General features: G+C 26.0%; 2 protein-coding genes. Both read right to left on the bottom strand.

Translation table 11 applies throughout. From position 1 onward, the window contains the following. Positions 1 to 269 precede the first annotated feature (269 nt). A complete protein-coding gene (locus K4G57_RS08900) occupies positions 270 to 482 on the bottom strand; it encodes a hypothetical protein (protein WP_221532819.1) in 213 nt (70 codons plus the stop codon). A gap of 125 nt (positions 483 to 607) precedes the next feature. Beyond that, entirely contained in the window at positions 608 to 1,222 is a 615-nt protein-coding gene (locus tag K4G57_RS08895; RefSeq protein ID WP_221532818.1) for a hypothetical protein, read from the bottom strand. Positions 1,223 to 1,981: the final 759 nt, after the last annotated feature.

Here is a 1,981-nt window from a genome sequence, read left to right as displayed (position 1 = left end):
ATTTCCCCCAAAAGCCCAAGTGGAAAAAGACAATAAAATCAATATAAAAATCTTTCCAAAATTAAAATATTCTGTTCTCAATAAAATCTCCTACAACGCTTTTAAACAAATTATAACAAAAGGTAACAACGCAAAATATTTCAAAACTTTAAATTCATTTTTCTTATTCATATTGCCATAATCAGTTATTGCCCAAATGAAGCCAAAACCAAATATAGAACCACAAATAGCCACCACGAGACAAAAACCAAGAACAAAAATAAACATAATCACTCCATCATACTATTTAGCTCTTTAACCAATTCATCACATTGTTCAAACATACCATTCTTTAATAGTTCCCTTTTTAAAAGTTCAGCCATTTCTCTAATATTTCTTTCTTTGCTAGCGAAATCTTTTTTTTCTTTTTTAATCATTTCTCTCATTTTTTCAAATGAATCATTAAGATTGTATAGGGATTTATTTTCTGTCTTTTGTTCCAATGCTCTATTGCCATCAAAACCATCATTAATTGATTCTGCATTTTTTGTTCTTTTTCTGAAACCAACACTTCTATTTCTGTTGAATCTGGCTTATTTTCAATATTAATTTTATCAATTTTATGCTCTTATGGTTTTTTTAGAACTTCATTTAAACCATTATACTCAAATTGATTGTTTAATGTTTCTATATATTCAAATTTATCAAAATCCCATTCCTTAACTATAATTTGTCTAATCTTTGCTAAATCTCTGAAACTGCCCCTGCCAACAATATCAGGATTTACCAAATAAGCTTTTTTATCGCAAGGAAAAATATTAAATTCCGCTCTAGCTTCATTGGTCATAACTTCAGGGTCTAAATGAACTATAATATTTTTTTTAATAAGAGATTGCAAATTTTGTGTAATCGCAGAATGCGTAACTCCTAATATAGCGGACATTCTTTTTCTCAAATCACTACTCAATATGATAATATTTTTATAATTCATCATCATTAACAAAGACCAAAAAACTTTAATTTCTGAGCCTGTCAAATTGGAAATGACATAAACGCTATCTGCGAATAATTTAACAAAATCATCTTGCTTTTGACTTTTAATTTTCTTAACTAAATGCCCCTTGCGAACATCAACCTCTCCGAAATTAACATAAGCTCCTGTCTGTGAGAAAAGATTTTCTACAACTTCCCCACTATTAGCCTTAGTATCCAATTCATTATTAAATAAAACTTCTTGTTTCATACTCCACTACTCCCAACATTTTCTAATTCAAAATTGTAACATTTTTACTAACAAAATTAATGCTTTATGATAAAAAATGTTAGCTTTTTACTAAAAAATTTTATTTTCCATTTAAGGTTATTTTGAAACTTAAATAAATTTTGTTAGATATACTTAAAAAAATGTTAGCAGAGCTAACAAAATTTTAAATAAAAAATAAGATAAAGCCCTATTTTTAGGGATTTAAAAAATAAAGACATTTTCTTTTCTTTGTTAAAAAAATCAAATAATCATTTCCACATAAATAATTGTAAAAATCATCTCTAAAATTTAACCATACCAAAATAAATCAGAAATTAGCCATAAAAAGAAAAACAATACAAAATCAATATCAACATACTATAATTTAACAAAATGCTTTATTTCTCATTTAAATACCATTTATAAGCATTCTAATTTTACTTAAGGTTTCAAGATAACCTTAAACACTTTTTAAATAAATTATAACAAAAATTATTTGCGAAATTTTTACAAACTTTCAACATATAAATGCAAATTATTTGCAAAATTTTTGCAACTTTAAGTTTAAAATAAAACCTTAAATAAAAAAACAGATAAACTTAAAAAAATAAACTAATTTTAGCTTAAATGACATTAATGCCGATATTTATGAGATTTTTAATCTATTATACAATAATATTTTACAGCAAAACTTAAAGCAAGACTTTGCGCCACACGCAAGAAAGTTTGCGCCACACGCAAGAAAGTTTGCGCCACACG

Source organism: Helicobacter turcicus (assembly GCF_019711685.1).
GTDB classification, from domain to species: Bacteria; Campylobacterota; Campylobacteria; order Campylobacterales; family Helicobacteraceae; genus Helicobacter_D; species Helicobacter_D turcicus.
This window is presented reverse-complemented; position numbering and strand designations above follow the sequence as displayed.

What these genes read in the sequence shown, in the direction of transcription:
- K4G57_RS08895 (WP_221532818.1), bottom strand. Translation starts at nt 1,222, where the DNA reads ATGAAACAAGAAGTTTTATTTAATAATGAATTGGATACTAAGGCTAAT.